This is a genomic window from Bacillus sp. PK3-037 (assembly GCF_054161355.1).
In genome coordinates this window covers 207,157-226,651 of the sequence record NZ_CP096408.1, presented here as the reverse complement: position 1 = coordinate 226,651, position 19,495 = coordinate 207,157, and the positions used below count along the sequence as shown (strand labels likewise).

Sequence of the window (19,495 nt, the reverse complement as noted above, 5' to 3'; positions counted from 1 at the left end):
TCACCTCCGTTTTTCAGAACACTCATCTATTTTGAAACAGGAAGGATAGGCGGATATTTATCTATCGCCTTCAATAACTCTTCACCAAACACAGTGATGGTACATTTCCACGGATCACCCAAAAGCCCCCAAGAAAAGTCCTGATGAAAAAAGAAATAATAGTCTCCATTTGGAAATACCGGAACAGGCCATTCGCCAAATTCATCCTGAGGCATTGTCTGATGAGGGCTAAAGATATATCCGTCATGCTGCCAATCGAATGCGTATATTACATCCTGCTCTCCAGTACATGATTGAAATGCTTTTAAATATTTGATGGATTTATTTAAGATTTGAATGATATGCATAAAACGATTGATCATCAAAGCGAACTGTTTCAGCTTCTATAGCAATTAGCATTCTGTTCATGTCAATCAGAAAATTAGCATTTGATTGATACTCCGGAATTACAGCATTTGATAGATTTCCGATTCCTTCCGGGTGGTAACTCATCTCAAATACTTGCCAATTGTATTCTTCCGGATCTATTTTTTCCAATCTCATGTCGCCAACATCCGCACTATAATAAGCAGATGCTACATTTTGGAATAATAATTTATGCGTATATTCAGCTTCACTTTCAAAAACCTTGATATTAAGTGAGAGCTCTTTTTTAAACACATTAAAATCTAAATGAAGGACACTGCACCCCTCATCTATATAATCAACCCATTCATTAATTGTTTTGTACATTGTCATCTCCTACCTCTTTTTAATCAATAACGCCTTACCATCAAGCAGAATAAACAAATTACTCCGTATATAGTTTTATCCAATCATTTAAATCATCTGTTGAATGCAAATAAGTTTCCGCAGAGTCTTTCAAATCAATCCCGCTTAGAAGGATTAACATATCCCAGACTCTATCATCTTCTACCTCGGGGTCATCCGCATAAACATAAGAGCCCGCCCAATCTGACACTTCTTCTCTTGATGTTTGTTCATTTAAGACACTTTTGATTTTATTTATGCATTCTATTAGATTTGTATCGCTCAATTTGATCACCACGTATTAAAGTACTTAATATTTGTTATAAGTATACAAGCCACTGTACTGATATTTAGATATTTTACGTAAGAGATATCTTCCAAGATATTCCCCCTGTGAAAACAATCTACCAATATACAAGCTCGCAACCGTATTCTGTGTGCAATATACATAAACCAAACTGACACTCAGGCTCAACCAAAATAAAACTATGATTGAGAAGCCCTTCGTCGAACTCAATACATTCCAATAACCCGTTAAGGTGCTCGAGACATTTTACTAAGAATGTTGGTGGCAATCGCACGCAATTTCTATTTTTGTAGCATGAGAAAAGAGAGGCTTGCAACCTCTCTAAATCTCTTCTCTGAAAATAACTAAAAGTTATAAATCACTCTTTTAACATTTTTATTATATCTGTAGCTTCTAGAAACAATTGATTTATCTTATTTTGGATTTCTTTCGCTATTTCTTCATCACTTTCTAAATCTGTTAAATATCCCACTTTCCCCGAAAACAATCTTCTTTCACAAATCCATATGTCTAAATGATCTATACAATAGACATCTTCATTATCATGAAAGTCGGTACCATCCAAATAAGCTACAGAAAAAAACATTAATGAGTTATAACTATTCTCAAAACAATCTGAGGGCTGTACCTCTTTTCCGATCTCCTTTTCGTCTCCGACTCTCCCAAAAGCAGCTTCAATTTTCAAACCCATTTTTCTAAACTTTTCTTGATTGTTTTCTATTTTGTTTAATGATATTCGTTCAAATTGGTTCTCTATTTGTAAGATCTCTTTTTGTGTAATAGAATTCAGGTTGAATTTTTTCATATTATACCTCATTCAGAACTCAAAAAGTAAAATAAAAACATTTACTACTGTCAGCAGCCGAATCTAAGGAATCAATCTTTACAATTCATTCTTTATCATTTCCTCCATTGTCATTCCTTCACAATATTTACAGAGAATAGATTCTACATATATATCCAAATATAACTAATTGGTTAGGGGTGTCCTTGCCTTTTTCTGATGCATATGAATCGCCTTTACTCATTAGATATTTACCGTCTTCATATAAAACAAATTTTAGTTAGAACTACTGTTTTTCTTTATTATCTCTTGAGGCACCTTGGATATTACTTTCCAATCTCCTTGAAAAAAACCTAATGGTGTTCTTTTAGCTTACTAGTTCTCGAAGAAAATCTCATGGTAGGTATCAGAAACTACTTAACAGAAAAAGGTTGTTGTTAACATCAATCCCTGCACAGTTATCTTTATATGATGCTACATGTGTAAAACTAATACTCTCTGCAGTATTCTCATTTATTATTATGTGTTTGGTATAACTTTGCATATTATTTGTCTTCAGAGCTATTTCAATATTATAAGAACCCTCATCACGAATGAAAAAATAACTAGATGTTTCAGTTATTACGCATGAAGTACACTCTATTTCAATCTCAATTCGTTCTAATGTTTCTCCAAGAGAATTTAATTTTTGTAAGTAATTTTCACCCATTGACCTGTAATTCAAATAGATTGCATCTTTATCTACAAATGTAGAATAGTATTGGTCAACATTATATGGATTAACGTCACGAGCACATAATTCATACAGTCCATTTTTAAAAATGAATTTATTGATTCCTTTCGTGCTTAATTCGGAATCAACGCAAGAAAATATGCCTGCTTCATCGTATCCGACCCATAGGTTCTTATTTTGATCTATTATCATTGAATTAACATATCGTCCAGCATAAAAAGATTGATAGAAACCTTTAAAGGGACTCCACAAATATATGTTGGGGTCAACATTTCGAACTCCGTCCTCGTACTCTTTATCTATTAAAAGTAAAAAAGTATCGTTAACTTTTTGCATATTTATAACTGGTTCATTTGTTTGTATGCTAAAGCTATTCAGGAATTGTCCATTCGTATTACAATAAAGGTCAATTTGATTAATATATTTGTTGCCATAATCAACTTCTTTTTTTGTTAGGACAATTATTTCTGATTCAGTCAACGATAGCAGAACTGAGTCTTCCTCATTTACTTTTACATTCAAATCTCTAAATTTCAATTCATCCATGGATGACATCCTCTCCTGTATCTGAAAAGGAAGACAGATAGAATCTGTCTCTCCTTTTATAAATTTCAATAAGGATAGCTTGTTACAACATACCTTCCAGACTTAACAACCTTTACAGTATAAGTATGCCGACCATTCGTCTTTCTTCCTATAGGCTTTTTAAACTTTTTATAATGTACTGTCCTACCATCTTTCTGAGTGTATGCAGGTTTGGTTCTAGCTGTTGCCTTTGTTGTTCTCCTAAGAGTTTTAGCACTTCTAAACTTGCTTTTCGGTTGTCCATTTGGCATTCGGGCTTTTGACTTAGGTCCATGATCTTTTTTGATATGTTTCCAATTGAAGTTTTTACCTGATTTTGCAAACCTATAAACTCTTTTAGCACCCTTAAATATCTTCCCGGGACCAAAGTTAGAAGCAGCTGCCCAAGCAGCACCTTTCCACCCTTTACCTGATTTATATGCCTTATATCCATCATAGGCTGCAAACCCGGCATTTACCACAAGCCAAACCCAATGCCCATCCGGATCAACATTCATCACCGGGTTATTATTTCCATAAGCATACCCATTCTGATCCAATGAATCTCCGTCGCTGCCCGGGTCTGGGTCGAGCGATAGGAACACGCCGTTTCTTGGCTCGTAGTAGCGGGCCATGAGATAGTACAGGCCGGTTTCTTCGTCGTATTGGTAGCCTGCGTAGCGGTAGCGGTTGTCTTTTACTTCATCACTTGCTTCGGTTTTTGTTGGATTTCCCCATGCGTCATATTGATACTTGGCAACGGTTTTTCCCGTGCTGTCTGAGATTGCAATGACGTCACCTTGTGCGTTGTAGTGATAGAAATATTTCTTGCCATTTTGCGTGAATGCTAGCAGTTGTCCACTATCACCGTATGTGTATGCTTTTGTGAAAGTATACACATTCAGACTGTCGCTGTAAAAATAAATTGTGTCTTTCCCGAATTAATTAAAACAGCTGTCAAATATACTTGACAGCTGTTTTTGTTTATTATTTTAGTTTAAAGATTCATACTCCTGTTATAAGCTTATTAATCAAAATCCTAATTTTTTCATGAAATTCTAAGCATTCACTTAATTCTTGATATTTTAAAATATCACTTTTATAATTCCTAAAATGAGGATAATGTTCATAGAACGTTTTTTTTAACATTTCTCTTTGATATCTAGGAATTTTTTTATCTTCAATTATATAATTTAAACTTCCAGTTATTAAGGCAAAAAATTCATAAAATTCATCTAAAGAAGTATTTGTTTCTTCTTCAAAATCATACATATCATTTGGAAACGGACCATGTAATAATACATAATATTTTTTGAACTCATCTAATGTTTTTTGATCAATATTATATCTTTTAAAAAATTTCATCCATATTCAGGCCCTTCTATATTGTAGAAATTAAAATTAACGCTTTTTCTTTTTCTTCCATTTATTATTCACAAATGTAACTACCTTTCCACTTCTTGTGTAATAACCAGTTCTTTTTCCATTCTTAATCCTGTAACCTTTTTTTCCAGTAGCTAGTATTACTTTTTCGCGTAAATGCTTATTAGATCTATAAAATGCTCTAGCAACTTTTGTATATCTCTTTTTACTGTAAGATTTACCATTTCTCACAATATGTTTATTATGATGATAGTCCAATGACTTTCTTTTAGTTTTAAATGTTCCTTTATACCAATGTCTTGAGGTGGCCCATTTTCCAATTTTTTTTGTTAATTTTAACTTTCCACCACCTACAAATCCTGATGCGGCTGCAACCGCTACGCCTTTCCAACCCTTGCCTGATTTATAAGCTTTGTATCCATCATATACCGCAAATCCTGCATTGACAACAAACCATACCCAATGGCCGTCTGGATCGACATTCATGACCGGGTTGTTGTTTCCATAGGTATATCCGTTTTGATCTAGTGAATCTCCATCGCTTCCTGGGTCTGGGTCGAGCGATAGGAACACGCCGTTTCTTGGCTCGTAGTAGCGGGCCATGAGATAGTACAGGCCGGTTTCTTCGTCGTATTGGTAGCCTGCGTAGCGGTAGCGGTTGTCTTTCACTTCGTCGCTTGCTTCGGTTTTTGTTGGGTTTCCCCATGCGTCGTACTGATATTTGGCAACAGTTTTTCCAGAGCTGTCTGAGATCGAGATGACGTCGCCGTGAGCGTTGTAGTGATAGAAATATTTCTTGCCATTTTCTGTGTAGGATAACAGCTGGCCGCTGTCTCCGTACGTGTATGATTTTGTGACGTTGTTGTCCGCGTCTGTTTCATACAAGACGTTCAAGCTGTCTCCATCGTAGAAGTAGTTCGTGACGTTTCCGTTGACGGTTTTTTGGATTCTGTTTCCTTTTTCGTCATACTTATATGTTGCGAATGGCTTGTCTTCACCTTTTTTTGTAACGGCGGTCAGGTTATCCTCTGCATCCCACGTATATGTGAATTTGCCGTCGGATGTGCGGTTGCCGTTTTTATCGTAAGACATGCTTTCATCATTGACTTTTGTCAGCTGGTTCATGATGTTGAAGGAAGCGTTCACCGTTTTGCTTGTACCGTCTTTTACAGTTGTAACGGTTTTTCGGTTGCCGAATCCGTCATATGTGTATTCAATGACAGTTCCGTCTTCATGGGTTTCCTTGATAAGCTGATTCAGCTTTCCATACTCATATTTCACCTTGCCGCTTGCTGAGCTGTTTATCGTTGTGCGGTTGCCGTTTGCATCGTATTCATAGCTTTCCGTCAGAATGCTTCCGCCGTTTTTGTCGCCGATATGCAGCGAGCTTACTAGGTTTCTTTCGTCATATGAAAAACTTGTTCCGCCGCCGTTGCCCGTAATAAAGGTTTGGACGTTGCCATTTTCGTCATAATCAAATGAATAGGAAGATGTGCTGTCTTTCATCTCAACCATTTGATCCAGTTTGTTATACGTAAATTGATTCGTTCCTTTTTGGTCCCCATGAGTCCACGAGAAGGTTTTCAGCTTATCGGAATCACTAGGATATGTCCAAGTTTGGCTGCCGCCGCGGTCTGTCAGTTCGGTTAAGCGGTTTTTGTTGTCAAATGTCCGTTTCTTTGTGGTGTTCTGCTCTTGATTGACGACCGACGTTTCATTTCCATTTTTGTCATACGTGAAATTGTATTTTTCTGTACCGTTATACGATTTTGATTTCACCCGGTCTGTTCCATCATAAGAAAGAGACACTTCGTTGCCATTCGGTGAAATGGTTTTGGTCAGGTTGCTGTTGGCATCATATTCACTTGCTAGCACATTGCCCAGAGGGTCAGTTGTTTTCACAAGCTTGCCCATGACATCATATTCGTATTGATAGGTTTGATCTGCTCCCGCCCGAATGGTTTTGCTTACCTCATTGCCTTCCTTATCATAGCTGTGAAGGATAGACGTGCCGTTGGAGAGCGTCATGTTTGTCAATTGGTCTGCCTGATCATACGTATAGGTTGTTTTTTCACCTTTTGCATCCGTTTCAGACGTTTTCTTACCCGTTTCATCGTAATCAGTTGAAGTAGAGTATCCTAGTTCATCTTCTTCCTTGGTCACATAGTTTCCATTGCTGTCATACGTGCTTTTTGTTAGAAGGCTTCCTTCAATCAGACGGATATCATCAAACCACGCTGTTCCTGTCGCGCTCTTTTGGAACAGTATGCTGATATCGACTTTATTAATCGGCTTTGTTTTTGGTATAACCACAGCTGCACGGTTCCATTCCTGTGTTCCAGAAGGGAATTTCGCATTGTATACGCCTGTGCTTCCGTCCGCATAAGTAACATTAGCCTGCAAAGAATAGTCTTTTTCATCTGTGAACTTGACACTGCTTGCTTTCGACATGCCTGTCAGTGTGAGATAAACCGGTTTGTCGTTTGCACTTTGCCCTAAGACAACGGTTTGTTTTGTTACTGATCCGGCTTGGGACGCACTGGTCCGGGCAGCTTTTAATGATACTTCATCATTAAAGCCTTCTTCAGAATCAACGGATGCCCCGCTTGTGCTCCAGTTTTCCGTTGCTGATGTGAAACTGCTGTTTTGAACTGGGTTATAGCTTGACGATACTTCGCCTTTTTCCAGCTGGACTTCATCAAACCATGCTTTTCCTTTGCCATCTTTATCTTTATGATCGACTTCCATATACACAACGGCTTTTCCTGCATTTGCTGGAGTCGTAAAAGTGATTTGCCGTTTTGTCCAGTCATTTTTTCCGGCTAATGCACTGTATTCATTGTGAATCCATTGAATTCGTTTTTGATCTTTGTCTCGCAGATCAATGTTAAAGTAGGCTCTTGATTTCGCTAGATCTGTTTTGATTTTCCCGCTTAATGTATAGGTTGTATTCGGCTCCAGCTCAACTGTTTGAGTCGCTGACGAATACCCGTGATCTGTTCCGGCAGACGTTGATTGACTCAAGACTTCCAATGCCTTTGATCCAGAAAGAACTCCGCTTTTATCGGCGATCACTGAGATTTTGCCGCTGTCTTTAGATGCGGTCAAATTCCAGCCGGATTTTTGCGCTTCAAAGCTTCCATCTTTCAGAATATTGGTTGAGGCTGATAAATCTTTGCTGGATTGAATCTGATTTCCGTATTTATCATAAACAGCCGCTGAAGATGATTTTCCGCTCTGATCGGTTTCGGATACAGCATCCAGTCCGTCATAAGCAATATCCGTGACATTGCCCTCGGTATCCTTCATCTTTGTGACATCGTTGTTTTTGTTGTATTCGTATGTCTCAGTTCCATATGCATCTTTAACCGACGTAACGTTGCCATCTTTGTCATATTGATAGCTTTCCGTTGCTTTTCCGGTGCCGACGTCATTTGGATCTACATCTTCTACAACATTGTTGCCTTCATACTTTGTATTCGTTGTAATTTTTAATCCTTCCGCATCATCAATGACCTGAATCGGATTTCCCGCTTCATTATAGCCGTACTGTACTTTCCGGCCATTCGGCTGTGTCATGAGAAGCGTCTTTTTATCAGCATCATAGCTATAGATATATGTTTCTTTCTTAGCGTTAATTGCTTTATCGAGACGGTGTCCATTATACTGATATTCGGTAAAGACAGGCTTTGCTTCGGTACTGTTGGCTGAATATTGTTTGACAAGGCGCCCTTCGCCATCATAGTCATAGCTTGTGACAGTCCCGTCTGTATCCGTGACTTTTTTCAGCAAATCACTCTCATATGAGTAGGTGACTTTCTTATTCTTAGGTCCGGTGATGGAGGTCACATGGCCATTTTCATCATATGTGAATGTGAGCTTGCGACCTGATGCGTCTGTAATGGCTGTCAGTTGATTTTTGTCATTGTAAGTATAGACAGTTGCATTGTTGTGGCCATCCACTATCTTTTGAAGCTTGCCGCCTTTTTTATTGAAATAAGCGTTGGTTTGATCCTTTGTTTTTAATATGAACTGATCAGCTGTTTCTGTTAATTCAAGATAGACACCGGTCGGCGGCTGATACGTGCCATCGGCTTTTTTCGTGAATCGATGTGTCGTAGCGTCTTCATCGATATACATTGCCCCGCCATCCGTTGAGATGACAGATGTTTCTGCATCAGCATACCAGCCTTTTCCAAATAAGTGGTCGGAGCTGTCAAGACTGTTGTAGGTTCTCGATAAGCCAAGTCCCGGTCCGCGTCCGTCAATTGACAGGTCTTCTTCATTCACAATAACATTGCCTGTCGCACCATTTAACTGGCCGCTTGGGATATCAATGATAGACCAGTATTCTTCTGTTCCAAGGAATTCTGCGCCTTCATGGAACGCTGGGTTAAAGGGCGCCGTCGGAATCGTTTCACCATTTGCATCATAGGCGGAAAGCGTGAAGGAATAATTCTTCTTTCCTTTGTAATTTCCATTTGCATTGTTATAGACAGGTGACGGGTCAAGTGCCAATTCACGGCCTTTTCCGTCTGTATGCAGCTTGTAGCTTCCGGATTTTATTTCCTCAGAAGTCGGCCAAATGTTTTTATTTTGGGTTGTCCAATGATCCACGTCACCAACATCATAGGACTGATATTCTTTGCCGTTATAGATATTAATTTTATAGCCTTTCGCTTTTTGAACCTTTTCCCATATCAAATTCACATAACCGGTTTGGCTTGATTTTGTGTTTGTATACACATAACCAGATAAGTTCTTTGGTTTAGCGATATCAGGAAGTGTCGGGTTGGCAGCCGGTGATGCAATGGCTTCGCCATCTTTGTTATAGGCGATTATTTTAAATGAGTAATTTTTTTTGGCTGCATCCCCACCGGCGTTTTTATAGGTTGGTCCGGGATTGATCGGCAGCTCTGCTCCGTTTCCATCCTTTAGGTGAAGAGCATATTTTCCCGCTTTGATTTCTGCACTTGTCGGCCAGATCTTTTTCCCCTTGGTGGTCCAAGACGTCTGATTTCCCAGATCAAGTGTCTCAAAGCCTTTCCCATTGAATACCTGAACTTTATAGCCGGTGGCTCCTGATACAGCTTTCCAAGAAAGATCTAAGTATCCTGTGGCATTCCCATTATTATAGCCCTTGGTTGACGGTGCTTGTGCTTTTCCTACATTAGGGATAACAGGCTTTGCCGGTGCGGACATCGCTCCTTCTCCCTGATCAAAGATCGCGCTGACGCCGATCCAATAGTTTTTACTTGTGGCATAGCTTCCGCCTGAGTTTTTATACACTGAAGATGGATCTAGCGCTAATTCAGTTCCGCCTTTTCCATCAAGATGAAGCTTGTACTTACCGGATGAAATTTCTGCACTTGTCGGCCAAATATTTTTCCCTTTTGTGCTCCAGGATGTCGTGTTGCCGACTGAGATCGCTTGATATTCTTTCCCATTATAAATCCATACCTTATAGCCTTTTGCACCCTCGACCTTTTTCCAGCTGATATTGAAAAAACCAGTGCCGTTCCCGTTATTGTATGCCTTAACAGCAGGTGTGCTCGCCTTCGGGATGGTGTATGTCACTTCAATATAAGGCTTATTGTTTGAGTTCGCTGAGGAAATTAGTTTTTTCCAATATTCCTTACCGTTTCCGTTTGCATGAAGCTTAAATCCATAATTGGCCCCGCCGGAGTTCCATGACTTTACAGCGGCGGTCACATCGTAACTCGCCCACTGTCCTTTATGGACGTCGGCTTTTCCGATATTTTTAGATGCCGGTTTGGTGTTCCATGTTACTTTTGCATGATCATAATTGCTGTTGACTGTATCCAGCCAAAGACCAGTTGCCTTTGTTCCATAGTAGGAATGGGCTACGTATGTTTTTAATGTAGCTTTGCTGACTGTCATATTTTGAATCGGTTTTAAATTGTTAAATTTCATGAACGCATAATTGGTGCCTGTTGTTTTGTCGTAATAACCCGTTTTCAGCACATAGGCCTTCAGATTAGCATCCCATTTCTGCGAAGATGCCGAATAGTTGGTCGTCGGGTAGGCACTCATGACAAACGTATCTGATGAAACAGATAAAGACGTTGACGGGTCGATAGACACTGGATACACGCGTTCAGGGTCTTTCAGCCAGTTCTCGTCTGCCGTGAGATGAAGCAAATACCCTTCTTTATTCTTTTCCAGCTTATAGGTGACTTTTTCTGAACGCCCCACCTCGCCGGAAAGTTCATCCAGTTTTGAATCAGTCATAAAAGGTTTAGGCACAGAAAAAACAACTTTTCCTTTTTCATCAGAAAAATCTATTGATCCATCCTCTTGTTCTTTTGCCTGCAAATCGGTTTTCACCTGAAATGTAAATGTGTTGTATCCATCATACTGATTAAGGACTAAATCTTCTTTTATGTTTTCGTTGAATGTGAAAGTCTGAAGATCAATGTTCGGAAAAACATCCGGATAAACAATCTCATTACCATCAGTCTTATAATCTGCTGGAGTATCTTTCGGAGTAAGTGAAGTTTTATTTGGACCTTTTGCTTCTACAAGTGAATATGTAAGCTTGTGATCATTGTGCTCAAAAGTCGCATAAAGTCCGTTCTTCATTTGCTTTTGAAAATCTGAATTCAAAACAGCATTTTCAGTTTCAACTTGTTTGCTTGTCGTTTCTTTTAATTCAGGAGAAATCTCCTCCCAGTCTGCATTCGATGTTTCCTTTGTATGAATAGGATCAAGGTATACTTCCTGTTTATAAACACCGTCTCCTTCATAATAAAGCTTTGTGTTTTCCGTTCTTTCTGAGGTGATTTCTCCCTCTTTGTTTATATCCTTCTCATTAAATGGTACAGCTTTCTCTGTTTGATCATTCTGAAGGGTTTCTTCCGGATCAGCAGTTGCGATACGATTTCCGGACTCTTCTTCTGAAGTTTTTGCCAGTACATCTACTGGCAATAATGAAATCATTAGTGCCAACACTAAACATACGGCAATGAATCTCTTAACGTTCCGCCTTTTTCTTTTTTTCATTTTCTCTCTCCTTTTGTAACAAAAGTAATATTTACTCAACAATGTTAACGTCACTGAAATATTATTACAATATTTTTCTAGAAAATTTATCTTATTTTAAGATTTAAACAGAGCAAAAAGACCCAAAAAACCAAAAAAAGGCCCTTTAAGGCCTTTACACTTTTTTCTATCATGATTGAAATTGTTCTAAATCCTTTTCTTCAGCAGCTGCATCCTCCTTCCCCTGCCTCCTGACAAGCGTCAAAGCCATACCCGCAAAGATCATTGCAATGCCGAGTGTCTGAAAAAGATCCGGGCGGAATCCCATAAACACGGTATCGAGCACGATCGCGACAGCGGGGTCGAGGAAGACAATGACCGAAATAAATTTCGTTGATAAAAATCGCAAACTGTCAAAAAACAGCAAATACACAATACCTGTATGAATAATACCAGTGGATACGACCATGATCCAGTTTCCTTGAGACAGGTTTGCAAAAGCGCCGAAGTGAATAAACGGAATCAGGATGATCACCCCTAAACCGGTTTGCAGGAAGGTGGTCGTGTAAGGGCTGAGGTTTTGAATGCCTTTTCCCAATAAAGTGGTGAACGCATAAAACAGTGCGGCGAGAACTGCCCAAATGATTCCTGATCCCATCAGCTGTGTCAATGAAGTGCTGCCGTTTATCCCGGAAATCAGCGCCGTTCCAAGAAAGCAGATGATAATGGAGCTGACGGAGATCACATTTAACTTTTCTCTATAGATAATACTCCCCAGGAGAAGAACAAGCACAGGTGCAAGGTGGTATACAGAGATAGCAATTGTAACGGACGTTTCTTCAAAAGACTTAAATAAGAAGACCCAATTGAATACCAGAAAGAAACCGCAAGCTAAAGTTTGCAGGACTTCCCGCTTGCTCCATTTTTCAGTTTTATGCTGACCGGACGCCAACCAGCAAAAGCTTAAAAATAACGTCGCGCAAAGGCAGCGGACAAAGACCAATTCAAATGACTGCAAATTGGTATGCTCAGAGAAAAAGCCGATAGAACCGAAAATCACCATGGAGATGACCATTTTCAGCACGGCTGTTGATTTTTGTTTTGGTGATAATAAGAGATTTTGCTGCATCAAATGCCCCCCCAGTATAGCTATCCATAGATATTAGATAAAATCCTCTTTTTTACATATTGATACTATTATAAAGGAAGCTGTTCCATAAATCACCCAGAGTTATTGTACGAATCTATACATAAAAAAAGCGCCTTGCGGGCGCTTTTTTCTTCTTATCTATCGAACAATTAATACAGGACAAGTTGATAATTGAGACACTTTATGGCTGACGCTTCCAAGCATCATTTCTTTCAGGCCGCTGATGCCTCGGCTTCCGACCACGATCAGGCTGACGCCTTTCTCTTTTGCATGATTTAGTATTTCATGTGCCGGCTCGCCATTCGCGTAAATGATTTCAGCTTGAACACCGCTTTCGGCTGCTTTTTCTTTTGCGTTCTCTAGGATCTTCAGGCCTTCTTTTTTAACTTCGTTCCTGATCTCATCAAGAAAATGTTCAGGTACATAGACAATCCCAGTCAAAGAAGAAGTCGCTACGACGGCTTCTCTCCCCACATGAAGGATGCTTAGTTCTGCCTGCTGTTCTTTTGCCAGATGCACTGCGGCATCAAGGGCTTTTGCACTCATTTCTGACCCGTCAATCGCAACTAACATTTTGTTAAACATACGCTTCCCGCCTTTCGGACTGTGGGTGGTTCATCTTTCTCTTTTATTGTCCGCCTGCTGTCTGTTATTGCCAATTGCGGTGTATGTTTTTTCATAAAGTTGTCAGAGACTTTCTCCGTTTGTGGGAATGACCTGCTGATACCAGCCGAAGCTTTTTTTCTTGATGCGATTCAATGTTCCGTTCCCCTCATTGTCTCGATCAACATAAATGTAGCCATAGCGTTTTTTCATTTCGGCAGTGGACGCGCTGACAAGGTCAATCGGTCCCCATGATGTGTATCCGATCAGCTCAACGCCGTCAGCAATCGCTTCACGCGCTTCCATTAAGTGGACCCGCAGATAGTCAATTCTGTCATCATCGTGAATAGAGCCGTCCTCCTCAACTTTGTCTGCCGCGCCAAGGCCGTTTTCCACGATAAACAGCGGCTTCTGATAGCGCTCGTATAACGTGTTGAGCGTGATGCGCAAGCCTTTCGGGTCAATCTGCCAGCCCCATTCTGATGATTTGAGATAAGGGTTTTTCACGCCGCCCAGCAGATTGCCCCCTGATTTCGCAAGATCTTCAGGATCGGTGCTCGCCGCCATGGACATGTAGTAGCTGAATCCGATGTAATCGACCGTATGTCTCTCGATAATTTATCATAATCCATGTGTATACCTCCTTTTTATGGGGGACTGCTGGATGAAAGGTGGCCGCCTTTCTCCAGCTCCTATTTGTCGAAAACCTGAAAGGTCCAGATTTAATCGTATTCAATTACAACAGTTTTATTTTTTGCATTTTCAAGAAATTGTATAATCTCTTGAACTAATTCTACTAATTCTTTTTTAAAACCATCTGAAGTATCTAGTTTGTTTACATCAAAACTTTTCATTTGATCTATTGTTAATTGTACGTCTTTTATGACCCAAGGTGAGTCATCATACCAGCCTTCTTGATAAAAGTATTCTTTAATAATTCCCTCTTTTTCTAGATTGTTATCTAATAAAGCTTTTAATAAAGTTTCAAAGTATCCATTCCACATGATGAACTTGTTTTCTCCATCAAATAAGGCAAGTTCAGGTTCACCCTCAAATCCATCATAAAATTTTGTATTTAACAACTCAATCAATCCTTCCAATGGCCTTTTTCTAAAATTCTTAATTGATCTTTGGTAGCTGTCCCGGCTTTTCTTTCCCTAATAGCTTCAAACCACTTATGTCCTTCAACCCACTCGTTTTCTCCGATTTTAAAGAACCTTTGTGGTTGTTGTCCACCATTTCCCGGAACAGTTTTTTGTACAACCCACGTATTCCCTTGGTTTTTAGGCGCCCCAGGCGTACTTGTGTGCCATCTAACCTCATATTTGTATGTTCCATCGTTCCATTTATAAGTTATTTGTTCATAATCAGTTTTCGATTGAGCTTTGATTTTTGCAGCATCAGGGATTCTAATCGGAGCCCTCTTGGAATATTCTTTGGCTATTTTTATTTGTTTATCAGCTGTCATTTCTGAAAATTTAACTTTACTTGCTGATTTAGAATTTTTCTTCTCTCCTTTAGCAACGTTCTCTACCGTTCTCTCCTTTTTCTCAACTTTCGAAACTTCATCAGTGGCTTTCTCTGCTTTCTTAGAAACTTTAGCTAGTTTATTTCCCCGTCGAATCCATTTGATAACTTTAGCAGGCGGCGTTATATTAACACCAGCTTTGAATCGATCTAGAAGTGAGAGTTTTTCATGTGTATGAGGGTCAAATCCTAATGCTGCTCGTTCCCAATCGTCTGCACTAAATAACTCCAAACCCATTTCTAAGTATCTCTCTATATCACTTTTATTGTCATCAGGATCTAGAGATTCATCAACACACTCTATCTTGACAATTATATTTCCATTCGTAATTTACATGATGTACTTTGAAAGTATTTAACGTGATTTTCAATTTCTAATATCCTTGCATTTCATATCTGTCATTAATGAAAATAATTCCAAGCTGCTTTTTAAATATAACCTTTACCTTTGGTTCGTTATGAATATATATAAATAGATCAGAATTACACCTTTTTAATTGAGTAACATTTTTAAACTTAGATTCAAAAACAAGCAACTCATTGAAGGCGAGACTTAGATTGCACTCCAAAGCGTATACATCCATTGTCAGAATCAGTTTATAGCCTTTCATATCTTGGATAGAATACATGAATACTTCTGCAAGGGGATCACTCGACACGCTTATTGGCTCACTTTCAAACAGTTCTAATAAATCATATTCATTGTAAGTAGTGAACATTTTTAAACTGCCCCTTAACTTTTTATTTGTTGTTGCTAGAAAAAGATGATAATTGTCAAAAACCTTGAAAGGTTCACCCTTCAAGGTTTTTCTTTATTATTATTTTAATGCCTGTACTAATATGTTGATTTCATTATCTCCTATATCGTTTATAATGACACCACAAATATTGTCATCACAATCCAAACAAAATAATACGTGATTATTTTCTATAAGAGATTCTATCTCATGAGCTGAAAATTGAATATAAACTGTCTTATCTGTTATATATACGTTTAATATTCCTTTTTCATCGATATACGTTTCATTCTGTTGTCGGTCTACGCTAAGAACAGGAACCCCTTTTATTGGTTCAATGTTTACAATATTCCATTCTTTAGATTTATAAACACTTTCACACAGCGTTAATGTAATAGAACGAATTTCTCCTGTTTTTTGTGCAAATCCTATTTCGATTAATGATTTTTTAAAATCTCCGGTTCTCCAGTATACCGTTTTATCTTCTGATATATCCCAATTTCCAAATTCTATATTAATTGGTGTATAGACATAAAATTCTACTTTCATAGGCTTTTTATCTCTACATTCTACTGTTTTTAACATGATTTCGAATGACCTTTTAATAATAGTTTCAAACCCTATTCCCGGATGCACTTTCTTGAATGGATTTTTTTCAACCAATGGCTCTAAGACTGTACGTTCACGCATTAGAAACTCTATTGATATCCGTCTATATCATTTAATTTTTTTATAAGATCCTTTTCCTAAATAAATACTTAAAGGGACAAAAAGAAAAATACACCATATGAAAAACCAGTAATTACATATATCTATATCGTTAACTTGATTGGCATTTGCTAACCTGATTGTCATGATAGTTAGAGCTATTCCTGCTAGGGGGAAAACAATCTGGATGATTAATAATGATTCATTTATTTTTCTCAATAAAAATTTCTCATCTATCTTCTTCACTTTTTATATTTAAACAGAATCTCTTAAAAATTCTACGCTTATCCTGTCAACCTTTATTTCAACATGTTCCCCAATCAAATAAGGATATTCAGAAAAATACTCATCTTCATCAGTAAGAACGATTCCTGCATCAATTGAATCCTCTTGTAAAACTCCCCTAATATAATATTGATATCCTAAACCAATTCGTTCTAATTCTTTTGTTTTTTCTATACTTTCACGAATAACTAACTCATCCAAAATCGTAAAACCAACTAACACAGGATATTTTTTCCCCACTTCAATTTCATAAGGACAGACAGAAGAAAAACCTGTAAATTCTATCCCTTCTATTTCGAGAATCACTTCCTCTTCTATATGTGGATCAAGTTTTTTAACAAGTGCCTTATATATCATCTTAAGAACCTCCCGTCTAATCTGCTGGATTAATTACTGGAATATTTTTTCCGTTAATTGTCTTCCAAATCTTTTTTCCACTCTCAGTATGATAGGTTGTAATTTCCCCTTTATTATTAGTACCTACAAATTCAAATTTCGCTTTACCATTTCTGCTATTACCCATAAACTTAACATAACCTGTTCGAATTTCACCCTTATAATTATATTTAACTTTTATACCGTTTTTGATCACTTCTTTTGCACCTTCAAGATATTCATCAGCATTTTTGTATAATTCACCAAATTCATTTCCATGTTTATAAAAATGAGATTCTAGCTTTTCCCTATCTGCAAAATTAGAAGGATTTTTCCCCTTACTTTTAATATCTTTTCCAACATTCGGAACCCTCTTTACTGCTTTCTCTCCCTTACTCCACACAAAAGCATACTTTCCAATTTTAGCAATAGGTATAATAAAAAGAGTACTCAATATTCGTTCATCAACCGAAACTTTTTTATTAGTTTTAGGATCTTCGCCAGTTGTTGCCCGAATTCCATCATTAACAACAAAAAACTCACCTATTGTATCCGTTACTTTCCCTAAACCAGGCACTTCTTCATCAATATTTTTAACTCCGCCAGCACTTCTGCCTTCTGGAATCTTTTCAACAATTTCTATACTGGGTTTACCATTTTTAAGATATCGTCGAACGATTTGGCCATTTTCGTACATACTGTATACTCCGCCGATATAGTTTATATCTGCTTGATTCCTCACAGTTTCATCAGCAACATCTACTCTTTGGACCACTTTCCAGCCTTTAACGTTATAAAGTTTACCATTTATCACTCGAATATCTCCAGCTACTTTTGGAGATATCTTAGCTGCTTCTTTCTGCAGTACCGTCAAGTTACTGTCATCACCATAAATCTCGCGCTCGATCTTCTGTTGTTTGCCATCCTTCATCACGGTATCAACGTTGGACTGCTTATGTTTCTCCAGCTTCTTCAACATCATCTCCATCGGTGATTCATCCGGCTGTTTCATTTGCGGATTGATGGCGCCGAAGGTTTGGTTGATGTTTTCTTCTTCCTGAGATTTCAAGATGGAGCCGGTTTTGTATCCTGTGATTTCAATTTTCGGACCGGTGTACATGGTTTCGAGCTGGTCTATATATTTTTTCATCGTTTGAAAATCTGATTTTGCCGTTTCTAGTGCTTGGGTTTGCTGGCCGTCAAATTGAAAGAGCTTATTCAGGGTGTCTGAAATCAGTCGCTCAGCCTGTTCTGTTTCCATCCGGAAAAAGGAGTCATTGACTGTAGGCAGGCTGACGATGTGGCCGATGGCTGATGTCTGGCGATTGACTGCGTCTGTGAGCTGCTCTGTCACTTCTCGTGCGTGCTTGACCCCGTGTCTCGCATCGTGTGAGAGAAAAGCCTCTGCAATCATGCCGTGGGGGTCAGATTCTACAGAGGCAATCGCATGCTGGGTTTGTTTCAGCACTTTTTTGTATTCGTCGATAAACATGCCAAAGAAAAGGAGAAAAGGCTTGTGACACTCCTCGTAAAAAGTCCGGATGGCGTCTCCGCCTTTTCCTTTTAGCGCATCCTTCATGCCTGCCAGATGCTCAACGCTTTTTTCCAGCTTCTCCAGCTGTTGTTTTTGCTTGTCCAGTTTCTCAATCGTATGCTGAATGCCCTCGTGAAGAGCGTGGACATCTAATGTTTTCAATCCCTTGTCCTCCCGCGCTTTATTTCATGGAAGATGATATGTTTTCGTCCGTTTCCTTCATGGCGTTTACCGCGCTTTCCGTTTGTGCAATATGCTTGGCAAGAATGGACGCATATGCTTCAGTGAGCTCTTTGATGTCCTCATTTAATTGCTCGATGGACTTCACAACATTCAAATGGTTTCTGCCTGAGAGATGACCGGGCAAGGAGGATTTGAGTTCAGCTGAATTCTTAAGCTGAGAAAGCCCTTGCTTCACTGTGCCATAGACCATTTTAATTTCCTGTGCCATTTGTGCTCACCTCACTTTTTATGTTTTTCCTTCTCTATTTCATGCTCTATCCTCGTGATTTGGCGTCTCATAGAATACACATCGCCCTCTAATGAATGGATTTTTCCTTCTATGCTTTCGATGATTCCGCTGACTTGATCGCTTTTGATTTGCTGATATGCTTTGTTCATTCCTTCACGAATATCTTCAAACCGCTCCGCATGTGTTCCTCTGCATGCCTCACGGTTAAGATGAGGCCGGTGAATGAGATGCTGGGCCTCGGAGAATTCGTGTTTGATTTGCCTGATTTCGTGCAGCGCTCGTTTTAACTGATGGATCTGTTCCTGCTTTTCATGTAAGTCGGCTTTTACCGAATGTAACAACATTTCACTATGCATGCCGCAACACCTCATGTTTCTATCAAACTGTGTCAATTCTTTACAATACAGACTATTTTCATATTACATGATGGATCATATTGGATAAATAGGTAAAAAGGTTTGTCTTACAGAGAATAAAAATAAGTATATTTATCTATCTTCCTTTTCATTTCACTTTCTGGCGAGTGAAATTCTACTTGCACATGGCTATAAGTGCAGGCACAATTATCCTCATTTGATTCG

Annotated in this window: 15 protein-coding genes and 5 pseudogenes; all 20 read right to left on the bottom strand. The window is 38.7% G+C overall.

The window, feature by feature from the left end; all coding sequences use genetic code 11:
- Positions 1–26 precede the first annotated feature (26 nt).
- Positions 27–308: pseudogene (locus M1D69_RS01195) on the bottom strand (DUF2716 domain-containing protein); the annotation flags it as partial.
- Between the two features lie 13 nt (positions 309–321).
- Positions 322–738, bottom strand: coding sequence for a YxiG family protein (locus M1D69_RS01190; protein WP_458104843.1), 417 nt, complete (start codon positions 736–738; stop codon positions 322–324).
- Between the two features lie 52 nt (positions 739–790).
- A pseudogene (locus M1D69_RS01185) lies at positions 791–1,134 on the bottom strand (hypothetical protein).
- Positions 1,135–1,154: 20 nt separating this feature from the next.
- A pseudogene (locus tag M1D69_RS01180) lies at positions 1,155–1,304 on the bottom strand (YxiF family protein); the annotation flags it as partial.
- A 111-nt stretch (positions 1,305–1,415) separates the two neighbouring features.
- Positions 1,416–1,862, bottom strand: coding sequence for a hypothetical protein (locus tag M1D69_RS01175; protein WP_458104844.1), 447 nt, complete (start codon positions 1,860–1,862; stop codon positions 1,416–1,418).
- Positions 1,863–2,247: 385 nt separating this feature from the next.
- Positions 2,248–3,120, bottom strand: coding sequence for a hypothetical protein (locus M1D69_RS01170; protein ID WP_458104845.1), 873 nt, complete (start codon positions 3,118–3,120; stop codon positions 2,248–2,250).
- 65 nt (positions 3,121–3,185) lie between these two features.
- Positions 3,186–4,076 (bottom strand): annotated as a pseudogene (locus tag M1D69_RS01165) (RHS repeat-associated core domain-containing protein); the annotation flags it as partial.
- A 67-nt stretch (positions 4,077–4,143) separates the two neighbouring features.
- Positions 4,144–4,503 carry a YxiJ family protein gene (locus tag M1D69_RS01160; RefSeq protein ID WP_121643646.1) on the bottom strand — a complete coding sequence of 120 codons (360 nt, stop codon included), beginning with the start codon at positions 4,501–4,503 and terminating at the stop codon, positions 4,144–4,146.
- 36 nt (positions 4,504–4,539) lie between these two features.
- Positions 4,540–11,544 carry a DNRLRE domain-containing protein gene (locus M1D69_RS01155; protein ID WP_458104846.1) on the bottom strand — a complete coding sequence of 2,335 codons (7,005 nt, stop codon included), beginning with the start codon at positions 11,542–11,544 and terminating at the stop codon, positions 4,540–4,542.
- A gap of 169 nt (positions 11,545–11,713) precedes the next feature.
- Entirely contained in the window at positions 11,714–12,652 is a 939-nt protein-coding gene (locus M1D69_RS01150) for a DMT family transporter (RefSeq protein ID WP_458104847.1), read from the bottom strand.
- Between the two features lie 159 nt (positions 12,653–12,811).
- Positions 12,812–13,258, bottom strand: a complete 447-nt coding sequence (locus M1D69_RS01145) for a universal stress protein (RefSeq protein ID WP_229044383.1) — start codon at positions 13,256–13,258, stop codon at positions 12,812–12,814.
- Positions 13,259–13,360: 102 nt separating this feature from the next.
- Positions 13,361–13,894: pseudogene (locus M1D69_RS01140) on the bottom strand (family 1 glycosylhydrolase); the annotation flags it as partial.
- 104 nt (positions 13,895–13,998) lie between these two features.
- Positions 13,999–14,358 (bottom strand): hypothetical protein, encoded by a 360-nt coding sequence (locus tag M1D69_RS01135; RefSeq protein WP_458104848.1) that lies wholly within the window; start codon positions 14,356–14,358, stop codon positions 13,999–14,001.
- A 5-nt stretch (positions 14,359–14,363) separates the two neighbouring features.
- Complete coding sequence (locus M1D69_RS01130) at positions 14,364–15,041, bottom strand: pre-toxin TG domain-containing protein (RefSeq protein ID WP_458104849.1); 678 nt, start codon at positions 15,039–15,041, stop codon at positions 14,364–14,366.
- Between the two features lie 136 nt (positions 15,042–15,177).
- Positions 15,178–15,522: a hypothetical protein gene (locus M1D69_RS01125; protein WP_458104850.1), complete on the bottom strand. Its 345-nt coding sequence runs from the start codon at positions 15,520–15,522 to the stop codon at positions 15,178–15,180.
- Positions 15,523–15,621: 99 nt separating this feature from the next.
- Positions 15,622–16,230, bottom strand: a complete 609-nt coding sequence (locus M1D69_RS01120) for a hypothetical protein (protein WP_458104851.1) — start codon at positions 16,228–16,230, stop codon at positions 15,622–15,624.
- A 273-nt stretch (positions 16,231–16,503) separates the two neighbouring features.
- Entirely contained in the window at positions 16,504–16,890 is a 387-nt protein-coding gene (locus M1D69_RS01115) for a hypothetical protein (protein WP_458104852.1), read from the bottom strand.
- A gap of 16 nt (positions 16,891–16,906) precedes the next feature.
- Positions 16,907–18,604, bottom strand: a complete 1,698-nt coding sequence (locus tag M1D69_RS01110; protein WP_458104853.1) for a T7SS effector LXG polymorphic toxin — start codon at positions 18,602–18,604, stop codon at positions 16,907–16,909.
- 19 nt (positions 18,605–18,623) lie between these two features.
- The gene (locus M1D69_RS01105; protein ID WP_458104854.1) at positions 18,624–18,893 is read right to left on the bottom strand and encodes a YwqI/YxiC family protein; all 270 of its coding nucleotides are present in this window, start codon (positions 18,891–18,893) and stop codon (positions 18,624–18,626) included.
- Between the two features lie 11 nt (positions 18,894–18,904).
- On the bottom strand, positions 18,905–19,270 hold the full coding sequence (locus tag M1D69_RS01100; RefSeq protein ID WP_458104855.1) for a YwqH-like family protein: 366 nt from the start codon (positions 19,268–19,270) through the stop codon (positions 18,905–18,907).
- Positions 19,271–19,495 lie beyond the last annotated feature (225 nt).